The sequence below is a fragment of the Azovibrio restrictus DSM 23866 genome (assembly GCF_000429665.1).
GTDB classification, from domain to species: domain Bacteria; phylum Pseudomonadota; class Gammaproteobacteria; order Burkholderiales; family Rhodocyclaceae; genus Azovibrio; species Azovibrio restrictus.
Window position 1 is genome coordinate 1 of record NZ_AUCH01000028.1, and the last position, 19,698, is coordinate 19,698.

Consider the following 19,698-nt stretch of genomic DNA (forward strand, 5'->3'; position numbering starts at 1 on the left):
GGTGGTGTCGTCCCAGAGCAGTTCGTTGGCGCCGTTGCCCTTGTACATCTTGCTCTTGAGGGCGGCGAGCTTGCGGTTGCCGGGCAGGTTGCCGGCGTGGCTGGCGGTGGCAGGACGATGGGTGCCGTTATAGACGGTGCCGGTGACGATGGGGCGGTCGATGTCGCCGCCCACGTAGGAGATGATCACCTCGTCGCCGACCCGGGGAATGAAGAGGCCGCCGTATTCGGTGCCGGACCAGGGCTGGACGACGCGGATCCACTGGGAATCCCGGTCCGAGTCGGTGGCCCCGGCGCCCTGGGCGTGGGCATGGTCGGCCTGGCGGGTGAAGGGCATGCGCACCTTGATCCGCCCCAGCTCGTCGGTGTGAATCTCCTCCCCCTCCGGCCCCACCACGATCCCGATCAGCAGGCTCGGCGCCACCGGCTTGGCGTGGGCGGTGCCGCTGAAAGCCGGCACCAGGGGAATGCCCTTGCGCACACAGCTGAAGCGGTTGCGGAACACCGGCTCATCCAGGCCTGCGTCGATCCCGGCGAAGGCGCCGGCCAGGGCCGGGGTACATAGCGCCCGCAGGGGCGCAGGCCATTCCCCCGGCAGGTTGTTGCGGGCATAGCACTCCACCTGGATCAGGGCAAAACGCCGGGCCTCGGCCCCGTCCTGATCGTGTACCGGATGCCCCGCCAGCTCGAAGGTCTGCCCTACCGCCAGGGCCCGCTGACTGCCCTGACCGGTGAAGGTCTTGCTCGCCAGGGCATGGGCCTGAGCCCGGAGCCGCCCATAGCGGGCATAGTCCTGCTCGTCGTTGGCGGCATGGCTGGTGTCGTAGTGGTAGTCCTCCAGGGTGCTGGCCAGGCGTCCGCCGTAGCTGCCCTGGCTGACATCCACCGACTTTTCCTGACACTCCACCAGCACTCTCTTGTATTCGTGGCTGGCCCGCTCCACAGACCCGGTGGCCAGCTGCCGGCTGCCGCCCCAGTGGGTGATGCTGTCCTCCGCCTCGGTACCATCCGCCCGATGGAAGCGGACCCGGGCGGCGCTGCAGGGGGCAAAAGCGGCCGGGTCGTCGAACAGCACCAGGGTGATCCGGGGCTGTTGGCCGGGACACCAGTCCTCCCCATGGCGGAAGTACCAGCCTATGCCCTCCTGGGTCAGCCAGCGCTGGATGAAATGGGTGTCGGATTCGTTGTACTGGGTGACCCAGGACTGGGATGGGTGCTGGCCGATGCAGCGGTCATCCAGGTCGAAGCACTCCGCCAGCACCGGGTTCTTTTCCCGGTGCTCGCCCAGGATCCGGGCCACGAACTCCCTCACGCTCAGGTCCTGGAACACCCGGCTGTTGCGGCGCCGGGCGAGCACGGCAAAGGGGTCCTGGAGGGTCAGGCGATAACGGGCAAAGCCCCCATCCGAGCCTTCATGGCGGGCCTGGGTAACGAGGCCGCAGATGGCGCGCTGCTGTCCCTGGTCGGTCAGCAGCGCCAGCTGGGCCGGCACGCCGATGCAGCGCTTGAGCTCCAGGTGCGCATCGGAGGAAAGACAGGCCAGCTCGTAGGTGTAAGCACCGGAGAGAGATTCCTGGCCGTACAGCTCCAGGGGCAGGAAGGTGTTGTCGGGAAGGCCCGCCCCGGGTGCCAGGGAAAGTGCCAGCAGCCGGTCGGACTGCATGAACGCACTGGCGAAAGCGGCAAGAGACATGGGCGGGGCAAGGCGGGCGGAAAGCCGGGATAGTACATAAGCATGAATGCCGCCGCAATGCCAAAAGCATTGATTATTTCCCGGGCGTGGCTCACCCCTCCGGCGGAATGAGGGCCACGGCCACCCGCGCCCCGGCCACACCGGCCATCACCAGCTCACAGCCGGCCCCCGGCCGGGCAGCAACAGCCAGGAGTCCCAGGGCATTGACCGCCCCCAGGGGGCCGAACACCTGGCCTGCCGGGCAGATTTCCGGCTCCGGCTCATCCGGTGGGACCCCGGCCTCCTCGGCGGGCAGCGGCTGAAAAGCCTCCACCGCTGCCGGCAGCTGCCGCTGGTTCAGCACCAGGGCCGCCCGCCGTAGCGCGGCTTCAGGCAGATCCCCGTCCAGCCAGATCCGGGTGATTGCCGGAGCCCGGCTGTCGAAATCAGGGGCGGCCCGCAAGCGGGCCTGTTCCAGCAGAGTCAGCTCGGATTGGGAAACCCCGGGGGACAGCCCCCCATCCACCGGCCGCCGGACTCTGGCGCTGGCAGTAATACCGCAGGCCGCCGCCAGGGGCGCCGGCAGGAACACCAGGGCACAGCCACCTTCGGAAGGAATACACCGGGTCTGATACTGCCATTGCACCGGATCTCCCAGCTGATGCTGCCGCAAAGCCTGACGCAAGCTGGCCTCGTCGAACTGGGAAGCAGCCGCCAGCAGCACCAGGCCCTGATCAGGAAACTGTTGCGTCGCTTCGATCAAGGCATCGATGAGAACCAGGGCCTGGGCCCCATCGGCGGACCGGATGTCGAAGCGGGTCTCCAGGGCCCCGGGCCAGCCCAGGCCGGGCAGTCGGGATTCCAGATAGGTCACCAGCCGTGCCGCGTCCTCCATCAGGCTGCTGTCGACCAGCAAGCGGATCAGCAGGGTTGGCGGCTTGGAACGCTGTTCCCGGTCCCAGAACGGGGTCAGGGCATCCACGGCAGGATGGCGGGCCTGCCATGCGGCGGCCTGCCGGCCCAGCCGGGTGACGCTGCCCTCGGGCTCCAGCAGGCGGAGCAGCAGGATTTCCCATTGGGCAGCGACCCGGAGGCTGCGCCCGTGCAGGCAGGCAAGCGTCTCGGGCAGGATCAGGGCACGATGGCGCCGGACCGCCAGCTTGTAGGGCAGGCCCTCGTAGTCCACTTCCGCCAGTTCCTGGCTGGGCAGTGCCTGGGCCAGGGCCCCGGCAAAATCCAGCCCATAGGCCGGGGCTGGCAACAGGAGTTCCCCCTGTACCAGGAGCAGGCTGTCAAAACGGCGCTCCCCGGCACGAGCCTGGGCCAGGGCCGCCTGCCGGGCCTCAGCCTGCTGCTGGGAGGCCTGGGCTTCCTGCTTTTCTTTCCGGGCACTGAGATGGCGCCGCCAGCCCCATACCAGGGCCACACAGCCGGCCACGCAGGCCGCCGGCAGCCCCAGCAGCCAGAAGGCCAGCTCCCCCGCGCCATAGGACGGGGTATGGAAACGCAGCCGGTATAACCCCGCGCCCCAGGCCACCGAAAAGGTGAACAGGGACAGGAACAACCAGCGGAAAGTACTGCGCAGCATGGAGGCCCCCGGGATGTTCAGAGTTCGGCCGTACTGAACTGGGTCGGAATCAAGGTGGCGCCGCAGGCGGTCTTGTCTCCCTGCCGGGCTACCGGGCTGCCGTCCACCACGGTGGAGGGATCGCCGGTGACGATCTTGCAGACCCCATGCCCCGGAATCGGGCAGGCCACCAGATCACCGATGCGGGCCACGGGCTTGCCTTCCACCAGGGTGGCCGGGGAAGCGGAGACAACCACGCCCCCATGGTCGGTGGGATCCCCGAGACGGATGAGAAAACGCATGACGGCACCCTGAAGCGGCAGATGGAAAGCCCGGATTGTATTCCATAAGCATCGCCCCGGAATACGCAGCGGAGCAGGCAGACCATGGCAACCGCAGCAGCCCCGGGTTCAAGCCTCTTTTCCGGCCCCCGCCTGCCACTGACGCGGCAGCACCACCCGGAAGGTGCTGCCCTGGCCGGGCTCGCTTTTCACCTCGATGTGCCCCCCGTGCTTGTGCACGATGCCGTAGGAGAGGGAAAGGCCGAGGCCGGTGCCCTTGCCTACGGGCTTGGTGGTGTAGAAGGGTTCGAAGATGCGGCCCATCTGTTCCGGGGTGATGCCCTTGCCCGTGTCCTCCACCTCCACCCACACCCGCTCCTCGTCGTAGCCGGTGCGGATGGTGATCGTGCCCTGGCTTTCGATGGCGTGGGCGGCATTCACCAGGAGGTTCATGAACACCTGGTTCAACTGGGAGGGCAGGCATTCGATCTCCGGGATGCGGCCGTATTCCTTGACCACCCGGGCCTTGTACTTGAGTTCGTTCCAGACCACGTTGAGGGTGCTGTCCAGTCCCGTTTCCAGGTTGGCCCAGACCCGCTCGGCGCTGTCTACGTGGGAAAAATCCTTCAGGTCCAGGACGATCTGCTTGATGCGCTGCAGACCATCCAGGGTTTCCGTCAACAGCTGGCCGATGTCCTCGCGCAGGTAGTCGGCATCGATGTCCTGCTTCAGGGCCCGGATCGCCTCGCGCTCGGGCTCGGAGAGGCTGGCTTCCCTGGCCTCGTAGGCGGCCTGCAGTCGCAGCAGGTCGGTGACGTAGCGTTGCAGGGAGCCCAGGTTGGACATGACGAAGCCCACCGGGTTGTTGATCTCATGGGCCACCCCCGCCGCCAGCTGGCCGATGGAAGCCATCTTCTCCGACTGCAGCAGCTGGGTCTGGGCCTCTTCCAGCTTCCGGATCAGCTCCGCCTGGCGGGCCCGTTCCGCCTCCAGGCTGGCATTGGCGGCCTGCAGGTCGGCGGTGCGCTCCAGCACCCGCTCCTCCAGCTTGTCCCGAGATTCCCGCAGGGCCACTTCGGCCAGGGTGCGCTCGGTGATGTCGCTGAAGCCGAACACCCGGCCGACGATGTGCTCGCCCAGGTACTGAGGCCTGGACTTGCACTCCAGGACCCGGCCATCCCGGAGCCGGAACACGTCCTCGGTCTCGCCGCCATCGACGATGGCCTGGAGCCGGGCCCGGAAGATATCGGCTTCCTCCACCTGTTCCGCCATGCGGGCCAGGATGGCCCCGTCATCCCGGGCCAGCAGCAGGGCCTCGGGGATGTTCCAGATGCTGCTGAACAGCCGGTTGAGGCTGGCGATGTGGCCCTGCCAGTCGATCACCAGGATGCCATTGCCGGTGGATTCCAGGGTGGCGCGCAGCTGGGACAGGGTCTGCTCCAGGGCCGCCTCCACCTGGCGCTCCTGGCCCACGTCCCGGGCCAGCACCAGGAGCAGGCGGCCTCCCTCGTGCTCCAGGAGCCGCACCGACTTGCTCACCGTGAGCAGGGTGGCATCGGCGCACTGGTAGAAACTTTCCTGATTGTCGATTTCCAGGCACTGGCCGGCCCGCACTTCCTCCCAGTAGAAGACGTCCTGGAGGGCGCTCTCGATCTCGGTAATGCACATGCCCAGCAGAGCTTCCGGCGCATAGCCCAGGGTCCGGCTGGCCACCTGGTTGGCCCGCAAGATGCGCAGTTCCCCGGGCTCCACCAGCAGCATCATGCAGGGGGCCTGGTCCAGCATCAGCTGTTCGAGCTGGCTCATGGGGTCCCGGCCTCCTTGCCGGACTGGCCGGCATCAAAGTAGTAGCTGACCCGTTTCCTGGGACTCAGGTAGTTGTACACCTCGGTGGCCACCTGGGCGGGGCGGATGGCCTTGGCGATGTTCAGGTCGGTTTCCTGTTCCATATTGACCAGCATCGCCTCGTCCTTGGGGATGCTGGCATCGTAGACCACCACCATGGGTTTCATGGGCTTGGCGGTGTTCACCGTCGCCACCATGCCGATCACCCCGTTGGAGAGCTGCACGATGGTGCCCGGCGGGTAGACCCCGAGGCAACGCACCAGTACCTGGAGCAGCTTCGGATCGAACTTGCTCCTCAGCCTGGCGAACATGATGGACAGGGCCTCGTGGGGGGTCAGGGCATTGGCGATGTGCGGCGGATTGCACAGCACGTCGTAATAGTTGGTCAAGGCGACGATGCGGGACAGGAGCCCGATGGCCTCCCCCTTCAACTGCTGGGGATAGCCGCTGCCGTCGAACAGCTCATGGTGTTCGAGGATGATGCGGTTGATGGCGGGAGAAAACTGCAGCCGCTGCCCCATCTCCATGCCGTACTGGCAGTGCATCTCGTACAGATGCTGCTCGGCCAGGCTCAGGGGCTCCTGCTTCATCAGGATGCGGTTGGGAATCTCCTTGCGGCCGATGTCATGGAACAGGGCCCCCATGCCCAGGGCACCCACGGCCTCCTGGGGCAGGTGGATGTCCCGGGCCACCATCAGGGCCAGGGTGGTGACGTTGAGGGAGTGGAAATAGAGCTCCTCCCCTCCCAGCTTGTCGCCCATGACGTGAATCGCCAGCTCCGGGGCACAGAGGATGGAGTCGGCGATCTGGGTCACCAGCTCGGTGGCCTGGCGCACGGTTTCGGCGGGCCGGGTAAACAGGTTCTTCTCCACCTCGCGCAAGGTCCGGGCCGTGTCCACGAAGGCATTCTCGATGCGCGCCGCCGCCTCCCGCTGCACCCGGATCCGTTCCATCATCGCCTGCTTGGCGGCCAGGGCCTTGGCGATATAGGGACTGACGGCGGGTTCCGGCGCGACGGCCCCGGGCCCCGCCGGGCTGGGCGGCAGCTCGGACGGCAGCGCCGGCTGAACCCCGGGCGGCACTGCACCGGTCACGAGGTCTGGCGCTTCGGGCGGCGCTTCCGGCAATACAGGCAATACCGGCGGGGCCGCGGCCGGAGCGGCAGCGCCATGAGCCTGAGGAGGCGCCGCTGCCACCGCGTTGCCGGACTCGGGTGCCCCCGCCCCGGGAACTGCCGGCGGCGGGTCGCTCAAGGCTGGGTTGTAGCGCACCCGCTCCAGGCCCAGCTCCCGGATCATGCGGATCTGTTCCTCGGACTTGATCTTGAAGTGGCTGAATGCGAAGGGATGCCGGAACCAGGGCAGGTCCAGGATGATGTACAGACCGACCCGGAGCTCGGCCATGGAGACGCTGGCGCTATCGCTCATGACCGGGCTCCCGGGGGCGGACGGGATGGACGCGGCGGGCCCATGATCCCCTCCCGGCTAGGCCGGCCGCTCCGGGTCCAGGGGCAGCAGCACGGTGAAGCTGGAGCCCTGACCCGGCTCGCTATGCACCAGGATCTGCCCGCCGTGACGCTTGACGATCTCGTAGGAGAGGGACAGCCCCAGGCCCGTGCCCTTGCCCACCGGCTTGGTGGTGAAGAAGGGCTCGAACAGGTGCTTCAACACCTCGGGCCCCATGCCCCGGCCGGAATCGCTCACCGTCAGCTCCACCCCGGCCGGGGTGGCCCGGCTGCTCAGGGTCAACTTGCCCGGCGGCGTCTCGATGGCCTGCACCCCGTTGACCAGGAGATTCATCAGCACCTGGCTGATCTGGGCCGGCAGGCAGCGCACCGGCGGTAGCGCCGGGTCCAGCCGGCGTTCCACCTGGGCCTTGTACTTGACCTCGTGCCAGACCACGTTGAGGGTGGATTCCAGTACCGCGTTCAGGTCCGCCTCCTGCCAATCCCCGTGATCCACATGGGAAAACTCCTTCATGTCCTGGACGATCTTCCTGACCCGCTCCAGCCCTTCGCCGGATTCCCGCAGCAGATCCCGCACATCCTCCCGCAGGAAGTCGTAATCCAACTCCTGGCGCTTGCCGGCGATGGCCTGGCGGGCCGCCTCGGGCAGGGCCCCGGCCTGGGCCTCGTAGGTGTCCACCAGGTCCAGGAGCCGGCCCACGTACTGGGTCAGGCTGCCCAGGTTGGAGCTGACGAAGCCCACCGGGTTGTTGATCTCGTGGGCCACTCCCGCCGCCAGCTGGCCGATGGCGGACATCTTTTCCGACTGCAGCAGCTGCTCCCGGGTGCGCTCCACCTCGGCCAGGGCCTTTTGCAGTTCGGCGGTACGTTCCTGCACCCGCTGCTCCAGGTGCGCGTTCAGGGCCGCCAGCTCGTCCCGGGTCCTGACCAGAGCCAGGTTGCGCTGGGCCATCAGGTCGTAGAGATGCTCCATGGCCTCCAGCAGGATCCGGGTGGGCGCCTCTTCCACCTCGTAGTCCCGGCTGGTACGCCGTTCCGCCGGCAGTCCCTGGTTGATCCGGGCAATCTGGCCGGCCATGTCCTTGTCAGAACCCAGAATGTGGAAGGACAGCCAGCTGGTGACGAAGCGCACCAGCAGTTCCAGGATTTCCCGGGACTGGTGCGCAGCCAGGTATTCGCTCCGGGCCAGCCGTACCTGCTCCCCGAAGGCCCCGTGCTGGCGCTCATGGACTTCCATGTGGCGGGGATCGCAGCCGGATTCCCGCATCAGCCGCTCCTCGTCGGCAAAGTGCACCACCGCGTAGGCGGCCAGGCCGTCGAGCAGGGCGATTACATCCTCGGGTTCCGCGTGGCGCTGTTCGGTCACCACCTCCACCAGGCTGTTGAGCAGATCCACCAGGTGCCGATGCTGGCTGTCCACGATGGCAATGCCGGTTTCGTAGCGTTGGTCCCACTTGAAGGTTTCTAGCATCGTGTCTTTCTCCTCGCAGGCCGGGGGCCGCTGCAGGGCCTCAGGCCTCTGGATGCAGACGCTCGAACTCCGCCTGGAGTTCCGGGTCCAGGATCACCGAACCGTCCGGGCCCCAGTCCACCCGGGTGATGCCGGGCTCCTGGGATTCGAGCAGCTTGCGCGCCACCTCCTCGTCGCTGAGGATGCGCTGCTCCAGGCGTTTCTGGTCGGCCAGCTGCTCGGTTTCCAGCTGCAGGGCCCGGAAAGCCAGGCCCTGGCCGATGGCCGCCACCAGCTCGTAATCGTTCCAGGGCTTGGCGATGAAGCGGCTGATCTGGGCCTCGTTGATGGCATTGATCAAGCCCCCCAGGTCGGCGTAGCCGGACAGGATGAAGCGCACGGTCCGGGGCTGCAGCTCCCGCACGGACTTGAGGAACTGCACCCCGTCCATGCCCGGCATCCGGTAGTCGGACACCACCAGCTCGTAGGGCACGTGGCGTACCACTTCCAGGGCGTCCTCCGGATGGGTGAAGGTATCCACCTGGAGCTTGAAGGTTTGCCCGTTGCAGGTACAGGGGGTCAGCAGCAAGAGGCGTTTCAAGGCCTTGAGGATGCCGGGTTCGTCATCGACGAGAAGTATGCGGTGGCTCATGGTGGGTTTCCTGGCAAGGCGTGGGGGGCGCTCATGGCGTCGGCTCGGGCTGGGCCACGGGCAGGCAGACCCGGAAGGTGCTGCCCTGGCCCGGGTGGCTCTCCAATTCTATGACACCGTGATGGCGCTGGACAATGCCGTAGGACAGGGAAAGCCCCAGACCGGTGCCCTTGCCCACGGGTTTGGTGGTGAAAAAAGGGTCGAAAATGCGCTTCTGGATCTCCGGCGGGATGCCGCAGCCGGTATCCCGGATTTCCACAAACACCTGGCCCGGGGCCCGGACCCCGGTGTGAAGGGTGATGGTGCCCCGATCCTTGATGGCGTGGGCGGCATTCACCAGCAGGTTCATGAACACCTGGTTGAGCTGGGACAGATTGCACTGGACCGGCGGCAGCTCCCCGTAGTCCTTCACCACCTCGGCCTTGTACTTGAGCTCGTTGTACACGATGTTGAGGGTGGAATCGAGGCCCTGGTGCAGGTCGGCCCAGGCCATGAGCCCCTCGTCCGGGTGGGAGAATTCGCGCAGGTCCTGGACGATCTTGCGCACCCGCGCCAGCCCCTCCCGGGACTCCCGCAGCAGGTCCGGCACGTCCTGGCGCAGGTAGTCCAGCTCCCGGGCCTGACGCTCGGCCGCCAGGCGCATCCGGACCGGGTGCCCGTCGGGCAGTTCCGCCACCGCCGCCGCGTCCCCGTCGAGAATGGCGAACAGGTCGACCAGGTATTTTTCCAGGGTCCCCAGGTTGGCATGCACATAGCCGACGGGATTGTTGATCTCATGGGCCACCCCGGCTGCCAGCTGGCCGATGGAGGCCAGCTTTTCCGACTGCAGCAGCTGCTCCTGGGTGGTGGCCAGCTTCTCGATCAGGGCCGCCTGTTCCCGCTTCTCCCGCTGCAGGGCCAGTTCGGTGCAGCAGCGCTCTTCCAGCTGGCGGCGCAGCTCCTCGTTACGGGCGGTGAGCTCCTGGGACATTTCCTCCAGGGCATGCTCGATCAGGTTGCGGTCCTGGTCCCCGTGGCTGTAGGCATCGCTGACCGCTTCGAAAAAGCCCTGCCAGGCCTCCGGCAGGGGCTGCATGTCGCCCAGGTGGCGACGGATCTGGCGCGACAACAGGGGATGCATGGCCGGACCTCAGGACTCGGAAAAGGTGGTGATGGTCATGGTCTGATTATGCAGCTCGCAGCGGGCCGTGGGCAGGTAGGGGGAAATCTCCCCGTAGGAATAGAAGCCGCACAGCCGGGCCTGGGGGCCGAGCAGGTCGCGCACGCTCTCCAGCTCCTCCTCCACCCGCTGTTCCAGCACCAGGCGCCGCCCGACGCAGGAAATCAGCAGGGCCAGCTGGGCGCTTCCGCCTTCCAGCCCGGAACAGCTCTGGCGGGCGGCACCGGCAGCGCCGTCGATGAGCCGCTCCAGGTTGGCCTTCATGAGCCGGGCGTAGGAGCCCTCGGGCACGGCGCCGGCAAAAGTCATGCTGCCCTCGGCCTCATCGATGGCCTGCACCGTGCGCACCAGCCCGCCCTTGCCGTCGGGGCCCGACAGGGCCAGGGGAAAATGCAGGCCGGAAAAGGGCAGGCCCGCCGCATGTTCGCCCAGGTAGCGCTTGTAGAGGGCCAGGGCCGGCTGGCCATCCAGTTCGTACAGGACGTTGCCGGCCGAACGGGTGATCAGGCGCTGGGGCCCGAAGGTATCCCAGCCCCCCAGGCAGCCGTGTCCGATCCGCAGACGCTCCCCGTAGAAGCCCAGGGCCGCCGCCAGACCGCGGGCTGCGTGCCGGCCGCATACCACCCGGGTCTCCCCGAAGGCGGTATCGTCACCGGCCAGACCACCGGTGATGCCCATGCCGCTGGGCAGGCCCTGGCGCAGCCCGGCCACCAGCTCGGTGCCATTGACTTCCAGGCCGTCGGACAGCACCAGCACATGGCGCAGCCCGGCCTGGGGCAGGCGGGCCGCCAGGCTGCGCCCCATGGCCGTGCTGTCGCCGGCCGCCGCCAGGGTCTCGCTCACCAGCTCCAGGGAGGTGGCGGCAAAGTGCACGGCAGTCACCAGCACCGTTCCGTCCAGCACCCGGGTATCGCAAATCTCTCCGGCCGTGGAACAGCCCAGCAGCAGGGCCCCGGGATAGCGGGCCGCCACCTGCTCCAGGCAGGCCGGGGTGAGCCGCTCCCGGGCGGCAAACAGCAGCACCAGACCCGCCGGCTGCTGCAGCTGGCCGTGCACGGCCTGCCAGCCCTCTTCGCTCCAGATCAGTTGTTCGCTCTGCATCATCTCCTCCCTGGACAATGCCCCGCTGCCGGGGGTCCTCCTTCAGTTTTTGGCCGGGCGCACGTGCAGCACCAGGCGGCTGCCTTCACTGCGTTCGTAATCCTGAATCTGACGGATCAAGTTTTCCTCGAGCACGTAATCGGTGGCCAGCAACAGCACCCCGTCACGGCTGATCAGGTCCCGGGCCAGGACCATGCCCGGCTTCAGGTCGGCCGGGGCCAGGGCCAGGCTCTCGCTCTGCACCTCGGGAAGACCGCCGGAAAGGGCCAGGAAGGCATCCACCACGGCGGGGTCGTAGCGCTTGCTCTTGCCCTGGAAGATCAGCTGCCGGGCCTCTTCCTCACTGTGGCGCTTGCCGCTCAGGGTGCCCTGGAGCAGGCCGTCGTATTCATTGGCCAGGGCCAGGATGCGGGCCCCCAGGGGAATGGCCAGGCCGGCCAGGCCATCGGGATAACCATGCCCGTCAAAGCGTTCGTGATGACTGCGGATCAGCCGCGCCGCCGGACGCAGTTCCTCCAGGGCCATCAGGGCCTGCTCCCCTTTGGCCGGATGCTTGCGGAACACCCCCAGTTCCTCCCCGTTCATCTTGTTCTCCGGCTTGCCCAGCAGGGGGTCGGGCAGGCCGATCTTGCCCACGTCGTGCAGCAGGCCGGCCAGGAAGATGTCGTTGCAGGCCCGTCCCTCCAGACTCATCTGGTTGCCGATGCGGCGGGCCAGGTCGGCCACCCGGCGGGAGTGGCCCGCCATCTGGCCGCCCCGCAGTTCGATCAGGTTGGCGAACACCTGGATGGAGGTGAAGAAGCTCTTCTTCAGCCGCTCATGGGCCAGGTGCAGCTCCTGGGTGCGGGCCTGGACCTTTTCCTCCAGGCCCGCGTTCAGGGCCTTGAGTTCCTCGTTCTGGCGGGCGGTCAGGGCCTCCAGGCGCGCTTTTTCCTGCTCCAGGGCCTGGCGCTCCAGGGCCTCCCGCACCGTGAGCAGCACTTCCTGCTCGTTCCAGGGTTTGGAGATGTAGCGGTAGATCTGCCCTTCGTTGATGGCCGCGACGGTGGAATCCACGTCGGCGTAGCCGGTGAGCAGGACGCGCACGATGCCGGGCCACTCCTGGCGGACCCGGGCCAGGAACTGGGCCCCGTCCATGTTCGGCATGCGCATGTCGGAGATGACCAGGTTCACCTGCCCCTGCTCCGCCGTCAGGAGCTCCAGGGCTTCGGCCCCGCCCGGGGCGGTGAGCAGCCGGTAGCCGGTGGGACGGAACAGCCGCTTCAGGGCCGAGAGGATGTTGGCCTCGTCATCCACGCAGAGGATGGTGGGGGTGCTCATGGACGTGCCTCCTGGGTCTGGCGTACCGGCAGGACGATGCGGAAGGTGGTGCCCTGCCCCGGCTGGCTGTGGACCTGGATGTCGCCGCCGTGTTTCTGGATGATGCCGTAGGAGAGGGAAAGCCCCAGGCCCGTGCCCTGGCCCACCGGCTTGGTGGTGAAGAAGGGATCGAAGATGCGCCCCAGATGCTCGGGCTTGATGCCGCTGCCCGTGTCGCGCACTTCCACCCAGACCCGGTTGCCATCCTCCCGGCCGGTGCGCAGGGTGATGCGGCCCCGCTCCGCGCCCATGGCATGGGCGGCATTGACGAGCAGGTTCATGAATACCTGGTTCAACTGGGAAGGCAGGCATTCGATTTCCGGCAGGTCTCCGTATTCCTTCACCACATCCGCCTTGTACTTGATTTCGTTATTGACGATGTTGAGGGTGCTTTCCAGGCCCTGGTGCAGATCGGCCCACTGCCACTCCTGGCTGGGCTCCACCCGGGAGAAGTCCTTCAGGTCGGCAACGATCTGGCGGACCCTGGAAATGCCTTCCCCCGATTCTGCCATGAGGGCCGGCAAATCTTCCTGGAGGAACTCCAGATCCTTGCGCTTTTTCAGCTCCAGGGCCGCCTGCCGGGCCGGATGCTCCTCCGGCAGGGCCAGCAGCGCCGCCTCGTAGCCCTGCAGCAGTTCGAACAAGTCGCTCACATAACCCTGCAGGGTGCCCAGGTTGGAGTGCACGTAGCCGATGGGATTGTTGATCTCGTGGGCCACCCCCGCCGCCAGCTGGCCGATGGAGGCCAGTTTCTCCGACTGGACCAGCTGCTCCTGGGCCTCCTCCAGGCGCCGGTTGAGCTCGGTGAGCTCCCCGTTGCGCTGGCGCAGTTCCGCCTCGGAGGCCTGACGCTGGCGGATATCCGCCTCCAGCTCCGCCTTGGCCTGGGCCAGCTGGGCCGTGCGCCGCTGCACCAGGATTTCCAGGTCGGCCTGGGACTGGCGCAGGAATTCTTCCGCCTGCTTCCTTTCGCTGACGTCCTGGAGGGTTTCGATGGCGCCGATGATGCGCCCCTCGGCATCCCGCAGGGGCGCGGCGGTGAAGGCCAGCCAGCGTCCCGAGTCCCCGAACTGGGGAAAGAAACCCTCGGCTTCGTAGGCATCGGGAATCACCGCGCTGCGCCGGTACTTGCCCTGGTAGTAGGAATCCAGCCCCTCCAGGCGGCCATCGACGATCAGGTCCGCCAGCACCGGACGCTGTTCCCCGTAGAAGGCCAGACCGGGCTGGCTGCCGCCCACCACCTGTCCGGCACCGACGCCGGTCACCACCTCCAGGGCCCGGTTCCAGTGGGTCACCACATGCCGGGCATCGATGACGAAGGTGGGCACCGGGTCCCCCTGCAGGATCTGCCCCAGCACCCCCTCCATCTCCACCAGCCGGGTGATGTCCGAACTCACCCCCACGTAGCAGGGCCCCTGGCCCTGGACTCCGGCGAGGGGAAAGATGGTGAGCTCCATCCACACCACGCGGCCGTCCTTGCAGCGGTTGGCCACCTCCCCGTGCCAGTCGCCCCCGGCGCGGATGGCCTGCCACATCCCGGCGAAAAAGCCCTGGGGATGAAGACCGGAGTTGAGCAGGCTGTAGTTCTGCCCCACCAGCTCGTTGAGGCTGTAGCCCACGGCCTGGCAGAAGCTGGGATTGGCATAGAGGATGCGCCCCTGGGCGTCGCTGACCGTGACCTGGAAATGGCGGGCCAGGGCGGTATCCGCCAGACGGCCCAGCAGCATGGACATGGAGTCGCTCAGTTGTGGATCAGGCCAGGAGGTCATGGCAGGTTTCCTCGCAATGGGCCCCGGGGAGCAGTTCCGGCAGGAGCCGGACTGCGTCCAGGACAGGGGGTGCGCTTGCAGATGCAACCGGGGCCGCTCGGGGCAATTCCCAGGCTGACAGTGTGGCGCAAAATCCCGCCCCCCGCACCCGGGCGATCCCTGGGTGGCGACCTGGGGAAACTACCAGTCCCCTCCGCTCCCCGGCTCCTGGCTGCTACAGCCGGATCTCCAGGGCCATGCCCTCCCGGCGCTCGGGCCGGGCCCCGTACACCAGGTGCCGGGACTTGAGATTCCAGTCCGGGGACTGGCCGCTGAAGGGGTGGGCCAGGCGCCCTTCCAGCAGGGCCTGATCCACCACTTCCGCAACCCCCAGGCCGGATTCCAGCATGTCCAGCTGCAGGGCCACCACCTGACGCCAGACCAGCAGGTCGTCCCGGCGCAGGAAGTAGCTGCTCCAGTTGGGCTGGCCCACCTGCAGCAGGATGCGGCCGACCAGGTTGCGCGGCAGGAACCAGTCCGGCTCCAGACCCGGCTCGTGCTGCTGCCCGAGCCGGGCGGCCCGGTGGATGTAATCGGCCCCGCGGCTGTTTTCCAGGGCCAGGAGGACCTGCGTCTGGCGGAAATGGCTATTCACCGTGGCCTGGGGCAGGTAGAAGAAATGCAGCCGCTCCAGGAGCTGTCCCTGGGGGAGCTGGAGCTCCCGGCCCGGGTTCAGGCTCATCAGCCCGTTGCGCAGCATCAGGAACTCGGTTTCCAGGACCGTGCGCATGTCCACGGCGGCTTCGGGCAGGGGAGCCAGCATCTGCAGCAGCAGGGCCCGGTGCTTCCGGGCGCCGTCGGGGGCCTGGCGCAGGTACTGGTTGAGGAACTGGTAGCTGCGCTCCATCCAGGCCAGGGCCACCATCTTGCTGACCAGGGTGACGGAGCCCGCCAGCTGGCGCCGGTAGAAATCCATTTCCCGGGCCAGCTGGGCCAGGGCCTCCCGGTCACGCCCCTCGGCCACGGCCAGGGCGAAGCGGGTGCCGCTCAGGCCGGACCATTGGGACGGCTGCCTGAAGTAGTGGAAGCGCTCCAGGGACATGCCGGCCCAGCGGGGTTCCTGGTAATAGTCCAGGGCCAGCGCCACCTCCCCCCGGGCCAGGGTCAGGGCCCCACGCTCCAGGATGGCCCGGGCCTGGGCCGGGTCCTTGCGGGTCAGTTCCAGGCAGCGCCCGGGCTGGCTGGCGCAGGGGATCTGCGCCGCGCTATCCGTCCCCTGGCGCAGCTCCCGGTCCATGGGGTGTGCGGCAGCGGTGTCCGCCGGGCCAGCCCCGACATCCAGGCGGCGGGCCTCCAGGTACCAGCGCTGGCCCCAGGCCAGGGGCTCCTGGTCGGCGGGCCCCATCACCCCGACCCAGGCGAAGTAGCCGTTCTGCTCCCGGGCCGGTTCGATCACCTGGCGCTGCAGCAGGCTCACGAGGGCCGGCTCCGGCGCCGCGTCCTGCCAGTTGGAAAGCACCAGGCAGAGGGCCAGGAAAACAGCCAGGAACAGGAGCGGGGGGGCGAACCAGAGCAGCAGCAGCAAGCCGGTCAGGTAGGAGAGGATCTCGATGCTCATGCACGGGCCCGGGCCGGAAAAGACCGAAAGCATAATCCAGGGCGGATTGCAGGCCAAGTTCCCGGAGGCGGCCCGGGCCAGGGAGGGAAGGGTTTCAGTCGGCCCCGTGCCGACGGGCCATGAGGCGCCAGATGAGCGGGGTGAGGATGAGCTGCATGGCCAGGTCCTGCCGGTCGCCGGGGATGACGATGGTGTTGGCCCGGGTCATGAAGGCATCCTTGATCATGGAGAGCAGGTAGGGGAAATCCACCCCCCGGGGATCGGCAAAGCGGATCACCACCATGGATTCGCTGGCGGTGGGAATGTCCCGGGCGATGAAGGGGTTGGAGGTGTCCACCACCGGCACCCGCTGGAAGTTGATGTGGGTCAGCTCGAACTGGGGCACGATGTAATGCACGTAGTCGGGCATGCGCGACAGGATGGTGCGCATCACCGCCTCCCGGGAATAGCCGCGCATGTTGGTGTCCCGGTGGATCTTCTGGATCCACTCCAGGTTGATCACCGGCACCACGCCGATCAGCACGTCCGGATAGCGGGCCACGTCCACCTGCTGGGTGCGCACCGCGCCGTGCAGACCTTCGTAAAACAGCAGGTCGGTCTGCAGGGGCAGGTCTTCCCAGGGGGTGAAGGTGCCCGGCTCCTGGCCGAAGGGCGCCGCCTCCTCCTTGTCGTGCAGGTAGCGCCGCCGCCGGCCCAGGCCGGTTTCGCTGTAGGTGCTGAACAGGGTTTCCAGCTCCCCGAACAGGTTGGTTTCCGGCCCGAACAGGGACAGGCGCGGCTCGCCCCGGGCTTCCCGGGCGTTGTTCAGGGCGCGCAGCTCGGCCCGCTCGTAGCGGTGCAGGCTGTCCCCTTCGACGATGGCCGCATGCACCCCCTCGCGCCGGAACAGGGATTCGAAAACCTTGCGCACGGTGCTGGTGCCGGCGCCGGAAGAACCGGTGACGGCCACGATGGGATGCTTGGCGGACATGCTGGCTTCCTTCCGGTCAGCTGGCGTGATAGGCGACGACCACCGCCACCTCGTTCCTGGAGCCCAGGATCACCGGCACCCGCTGGTGCAGCTTTTCCGGTTGCAGGTCGAGGATGCGCTGGCGTCCGGTACTGGCGGCGCCGCCGGCCTGCTCCACCAGCCAGGCCATGGGGTTGGCTTCGTACATCAGGCGCAGCTTGCCGCCCTTGTCCCGGGTCTTGGCGTCCAGGGGATACATGAAGATGCCGCCCCGGGTCAGGATGCGGTGCACGTCGGCCACCATGGAAGCCACCCAGCGCATGTTGAAATCCTTGCCCCGGGGGCCTTCCTTGCCCTGCAGCAGCTCGGCCACGTAACGCTGGACCGGCGGCTCCCAGTGGCGCTGGTTGGACATGTTGATGGCGAATTCCTTGGTGTCCTCGGGAATCTGGATGTTTTCCTGGGTGAGCACGAAGGAGCCGATCTCCCGGTCCAGGGTGAAGGACGCCACCCCGTCGCCCACGGTCAGCACCAGCAGGGTGGTGGGTCCGTAGATGGCGTAGCCGGCCGCCACCTGGGCCGTGCCCGGCTGCAGGAAGGCAGCTTCGGCTGCCGTTTCGGAAGACAGGTCGGCGCCTTCGGGACACTTCAGCACCGAGAAGATGGTGCCGATGGAAACATTCACGTCGATGTTGGAGGACCCGTCCAGGGGATCGAACATCAGCAGGTATTCCCCGTGGGGATAGCGGTTGGGAATCAGCCGGGGCAGGTCCATTTCCTCGGAGGCCATGGCGGCCAGATGGCCGCCCCATTCATTGGCATCCAGGAGGATGTCGTTGGAGATCACGTCCAGCTTCTTCTGGGCCTCGCCCTGGACATTCTCGCTGCCCGCCTCTCCCAGGGCATCCCCCAGCCCGCCCTTGCCTATGGTCACGGCGATGTGCTTGCAGGCCCGGGCCACCACCTCGATGAGGAGCCGCAGGTCGGCGGGGAGCAGGTTCTTTTCGCGTTGTTTTTCAATCAGGTAGCGGGACAGGGTGGTGCGGCTCATGGAAACTCCGGAAGGGCCCGAGGGCAGATCGACGGCATTTTACCCCCAGTTTCCGGCCCGGAAAGCCTTGCAGCCCCCTCTGTCCACACCAGGCCGTACTTGTGGCCCGCCCCCGGCAGTGCAAGAATCCCCATCCTCCACGCCAACGGAATACGCCCATGGGACTCCGCCTGTTGCTGCTGCTCTCAGCCCTGCTCCTGTCCGCCTGCGCCCAGCTCGACGGGCGCAGCCTCAAACCCGGCATTTCCGTCGCCGCCGACGTGAGCCGGCGCATGGGCCAGCCGGCCATGCGCTGGGAGGAGCCCGACGGGCACCAGCAGTGGGTCTATCCCACCGGCCCCATGGGCTACCACACCTGGATGGTGTACCTGGCCCCCGACTACCGCCTGCTGCGCCTGGAAAACGCCCTGGAACCCCGGCACTTCGCCCGCATCCGGCCGGGCATGACGCCGGAGCAGGTGCTGCGCATCCTGGGCCCCTCGGTGCCGGCCTGGACCACTTATTACGAAGCCCGGGACGAGCTGGTGTGGGAATGGCGCTACTGCGACGACTGGGCCGAACCGGCCCGCTTCTACGTGCTCTTCGACCGCAGCCGCCAGACCGTGCGCAGCACCATGTCCCAGACCGAGACCCTGGCCCTGCCCTTCAACCGGTTCCGGGACTTCTGCAGCCGCTGAACCTCGCCGCCACCGCCAGCGGAGGGTAAGATGGCGCCTCCCTGGCCCCCACCTGCCATCATGGCCGAACCCGAACGCGACCCCAGCAACCCCCACCGCTACCCGGAGCCCGAGATCGCCGCCATCTACCGGGCCATCTTCGAGCGCCGCGACGTGCGCCACTTCCGCCCCGGCCCCCTGCCCCCCTGCGCCCTGGACCGGCTCCTGGACGCGGCCCACGCAGGCCCTTCGGTGGGCTACATGCAGCCCTGGCGCTTCCTGCACATCACCGACCCGGCCCTGCGCCGGGAAATGCACGCCCTGGTGGAGGCGGAACGCCAGAACACCGCCGCCCACCTGCCCAGCCGGCAGCAGGAGTTCCTCAAGCTCAAGGTGGAAGGCCTGCGGGAATGCGCGGAACTGCTGGTGGTGGCCCTGATGGACGGCCGGGAATCCCACATCTTCGGCCGCCGCACCCTGCCGGAAATGGATCTGGCCTCGGCGGCCTGCGCCATCCAGAACCTCTGGCTGGCGGCCCGGGCCGAGGGCGTGGGGGTAGGCTGGGTATCCTTCTTCGATCCGGAAGCCCTGGCAGCCCTGCTGGCCATGCCCCCGGGCGCCCGGCCCATCGCCATTCTCTGCCTGGGCCAGGCGGAATCCTTCCCGGAGCAACCCCTGCTGGAACAGCTGGGCTGGGGCCAGCGCCTGCCCCGGGACCAGTGGCTGTTCGAGAACCGCTGGCCCGAGGACGCGACACCGACCCCGCCGGCTTACTGAAGCGGTTTCAGTGCTGGCCCAGACTGCCCAGCACGGCCACCTCTTCCAGGGAGAGGATGCGGTCCACGTTGAGCAGCACCACAAACCGTCCTTCCACCTTGCCCATGCCGGCAATGAAGTCGTTGCGAATGCGGGAGCCGAATTCCGGCGCCTGCTCGATGTCGGCCGCCGGAATCTCCAGCACCTCCGACACCGAATCCACCACGATCCCCATGTCCTGCCGCCCCTTGGGCGTGTCCACCTCGATGATCACGATGCAGGTCCGCTTGGTGGTCTCCCGGGGCTGACGCTCGAAGCGCACTGCCAGATCCACCACCGGCACCACCGCCCCGCGCAGGTTGATCACCCC

General features: G+C 67.6%; 17 protein-coding genes. 2 read left to right on the forward strand and 15 right to left on the reverse strand.

All coding sequences use genetic code 11. From position 1 onward, the window contains the following. From G474_RS0117270 to G474_RS0117335, 14 genes are all read right to left on the reverse strand, one after another. On the reverse strand, positions 1-1,692 hold a 1,692-nt coding region (locus tag G474_RS0117270), incomplete at its 3' end, for a type VI secretion system Vgr family protein (protein WP_026688056.1). 91 nt (positions 1,693-1,783) lie between these two features. Next, positions 1,784-3,259 carry a hypothetical protein gene (locus tag G474_RS0117275; RefSeq protein ID WP_026688057.1) on the reverse strand — a complete coding sequence of 492 codons (1,476 nt, stop codon included), beginning with the start codon at positions 3,257-3,259 and terminating at the stop codon, positions 1,784-1,786. A gap of 17 nt (positions 3,260-3,276) precedes the next feature. Further along, positions 3,277-3,540 (reverse strand): PAAR domain-containing protein, encoded by a 264-nt coding sequence (locus tag G474_RS0117280; protein WP_026688058.1) that lies wholly within the window; start codon positions 3,538-3,540, stop codon positions 3,277-3,279. Positions 3,541-3,648: 108 nt separating this feature from the next. Beyond that, a complete protein-coding gene (locus G474_RS21430) occupies positions 3,649-5,325 on the reverse strand; it encodes an ATP-binding protein (RefSeq protein WP_043465098.1) in 1,677 nt (558 codons plus the stop codon). Then, the gene (locus tag G474_RS0117290; protein WP_026688059.1) at positions 5,322-6,791 is read right to left on the reverse strand and encodes a cyclic di-GMP phosphodiesterase; all 1,470 of its coding nucleotides are present in this window, start codon (positions 6,789-6,791) and stop codon (positions 5,322-5,324) included. Before G474_RS0117290 ends, G474_RS21430 begins: the two co-directional genes overlap by 4 nt. Positions 6,792-6,848: 57 nt before the next feature. Then, positions 6,849-8,300: a bacteriohemerythrin gene (locus G474_RS22935; RefSeq protein WP_043465101.1), complete on the reverse strand. Its 1,452-nt coding sequence runs from the start codon at positions 8,298-8,300 to the stop codon at positions 6,849-6,851. 40 nt (positions 8,301-8,340) lie between these two features. Further along, entirely contained in the window at positions 8,341-8,931 is a 591-nt protein-coding gene (locus tag G474_RS0117300; protein ID WP_026688060.1) for a response regulator, read from the reverse strand. Between the two features lie 31 nt (positions 8,932-8,962). Continuing rightward, on the reverse strand, positions 8,963-10,051 hold the full coding sequence (locus tag G474_RS0117305; protein ID WP_026688061.1) for an ATP-binding protein: 1,089 nt from the start codon (positions 10,049-10,051) through the stop codon (positions 8,963-8,965). Positions 10,052-10,060: 9 nt separating this feature from the next. Next, the gene (locus G474_RS0117310) at positions 10,061-11,194 is read right to left on the reverse strand and encodes an FIST signal transduction protein (protein WP_211228143.1); all 1,134 of its coding nucleotides are present in this window, start codon (positions 11,192-11,194) and stop codon (positions 10,061-10,063) included. 39 nt (positions 11,195-11,233) lie between these two features. Next, entirely contained in the window at positions 11,234-12,511 is a 1,278-nt protein-coding gene (gene nosR, locus G474_RS21440; protein ID WP_043465103.1) for a response regulator c-di-GMP phosphodiesterase, NosR family, read from the reverse strand. After that, positions 12,508-14,319 (reverse strand): PAS domain S-box protein, encoded by a 1,812-nt coding sequence (locus G474_RS24505; RefSeq protein ID WP_026688063.1) that lies wholly within the window; start codon positions 14,317-14,319, stop codon positions 12,508-12,510. Before G474_RS24505 ends, nosR begins: the two co-directional genes overlap by 4 nt. Positions 14,320-14,533: 214 nt before the next feature. Then, complete coding sequence (locus G474_RS0117325; protein ID WP_026688064.1) at positions 14,534-15,916, reverse strand: hypothetical protein; 1,383 nt, start codon at positions 15,914-15,916, stop codon at positions 14,534-14,536. Between the two features lie 94 nt (positions 15,917-16,010). Beyond that, positions 16,011-16,886, reverse strand: a complete 876-nt coding sequence (locus tag G474_RS0117330; RefSeq protein ID WP_026688065.1) for a phosphoribulokinase — start codon at positions 16,884-16,886, stop codon at positions 16,011-16,013. Between the two features lie 16 nt (positions 16,887-16,902). Beyond that, entirely contained in the window at positions 16,903-17,916 is a 1,014-nt protein-coding gene (locus G474_RS0117335) for a class 1 fructose-bisphosphatase (RefSeq protein WP_026688066.1), read from the reverse strand. A gap of 158 nt (positions 17,917-18,074) precedes the next feature. Between G474_RS0117335 and G474_RS21450 the strand changes: the two genes are divergently transcribed. Together G474_RS21450 and bluB are read left to right on the forward strand one after the other, a co-directional pair. Beyond that, on the forward strand, positions 18,075-18,593 hold the full coding sequence (locus G474_RS21450) for a hypothetical protein (RefSeq protein WP_043465107.1): 519 nt from the start codon (positions 18,075-18,077) through the stop codon (positions 18,591-18,593). Between the two features lie 30 nt (positions 18,594-18,623). After that, positions 18,624-19,349 (forward strand): 5,6-dimethylbenzimidazole synthase, encoded by a 726-nt coding sequence (bluB, locus tag G474_RS0117345; protein ID WP_245589394.1) that lies wholly within the window; start codon positions 18,624-18,626, stop codon positions 19,347-19,349. Between the two features lie 7 nt (positions 19,350-19,356). On the opposite strand, the gene G474_RS0117350 is transcribed toward bluB, so the two are convergent. Beyond that, on the reverse strand, positions 19,357-19,698 hold a 342-nt coding region (locus tag G474_RS0117350), incomplete at its 5' end, for a chemotaxis protein CheW (protein WP_026688068.1).

Coding starts and splice junctions, on each gene's coding strand:
- G474_RS0117275 (WP_026688057.1), bottom strand. CDS start 3,259: ATGCTGCGCAGTACTTTCCGCTGGTTGTTCCTGTCCCTGTTCACCTTT.
- G474_RS0117280 (WP_026688058.1), bottom strand. CDS start 3,540: ATGCGTTTTCTCATCCGTCTCGGGGATCCCACCGACCATGGGGGCGTG.
- G474_RS21430 (WP_043465098.1), bottom strand. CDS start 5,325: ATGAGCCAGCTCGAACAGCTGATGCTGGACCAGGCCCCCTGCATGATG.
- G474_RS0117290 (WP_026688059.1), bottom strand. CDS start 6,791: ATGAGCGATAGCGCCAGCGTCTCCATGGCCGAGCTCCGGGTCGGTCTG.
- G474_RS22935 (WP_043465101.1), bottom strand. CDS start 8,300: ATGCTAGAAACCTTCAAGTGGGACCAACGCTACGAAACCGGCATTGCC.
- G474_RS0117300 (WP_026688060.1), bottom strand. CDS start 8,931: ATGAGCCACCGCATACTTCTCGTCGATGACGAACCCGGCATCCTCAAG.
- G474_RS0117305 (WP_026688061.1), bottom strand. CDS start 10,051: ATGCATCCCCTGTTGTCGCGCCAGATCCGTCGCCACCTGGGCGACATG.
- G474_RS0117310 (WP_211228143.1), bottom strand. CDS start 11,194: ATGATGCAGAGCGAACAACTGATCTGGAGCGAAGAGGGCTGGCAGGCC.
- nosR (WP_043465103.1), bottom strand. CDS start 12,511: ATGAGCACCCCCACCATCCTCTGCGTGGATGACGAGGCCAACATCCTC.
- G474_RS24505 (WP_026688063.1), bottom strand. CDS start 14,319: ATGACCTCCTGGCCTGATCCACAACTGAGCGACTCCATGTCCATGCTG.
- G474_RS0117325 (WP_026688064.1), bottom strand. CDS start 15,916: ATGAGCATCGAGATCCTCTCCTACCTGACCGGCTTGCTGCTGCTGCTC.
- G474_RS0117330 (WP_026688065.1), bottom strand. CDS start 16,886: ATGTCCGCCAAGCATCCCATCGTGGCCGTCACCGGTTCTTCCGGCGCC.
- G474_RS0117335 (WP_026688066.1), bottom strand. CDS start 17,916: ATGAGCCGCACCACCCTGTCCCGCTACCTGATTGAAAAACAACGCGAA.
- G474_RS21450 (WP_043465107.1), top strand. CDS start 18,075: ATGGGACTCCGCCTGTTGCTGCTGCTCTCAGCCCTGCTCCTGTCCGCC.
- bluB (WP_245589394.1), top strand. CDS start 18,624: ATGGCGCCTCCCTGGCCCCCACCTGCCATCATGGCCGAACCCGAACGC.